At 64.1% G+C, this 312-nt stretch carries 1 pseudogene; it reads left to right on the forward strand.

Features of this window, described 5'->3' with window-relative positions:
- Nucleotides 1–312: pseudogene (locus tag P0G09_RS17535) on the forward strand (acetylglutamate kinase); the annotation flags it as partial.

The raw sequence follows: 312 nt of genomic DNA on the forward strand, positions 1-312 counted from the left end.
ATCAACGAGACGCTGAAAAACGCCGTGATGAACGACCTTGTCACCCTGACCCTGCTGGTGGTGCGGGTGGTGCTGGTGCAAGGCGGCGGCCCGGCCATCAACGAGAAGCTGAAAAAAGTCGGCGTGGAGAGCCATTTCAACAACGGTCTGCGCGTGACCGATGACGCTGCCATGGAGATCGTTCAGCTGGTGCTGGCCGGCAAGGTGAACAAGGACCTTGTGGCAAAGCTGCGCGGCCGCGGCGTGGGCCTGTGCGGCATGGACGGCCAGATGCTCCGCTGCCCAGCGCGGGGTCCAGCTCGGTGCAGCGGA

This window comes from Faecalibacterium sp. DFI.5.82 (genome assembly GCF_029076575.1).
Taxonomy (GTDB): Bacteria; Bacillota; Clostridia; order Oscillospirales; family Ruminococcaceae; genus Faecalibacterium; species Faecalibacterium duncaniae.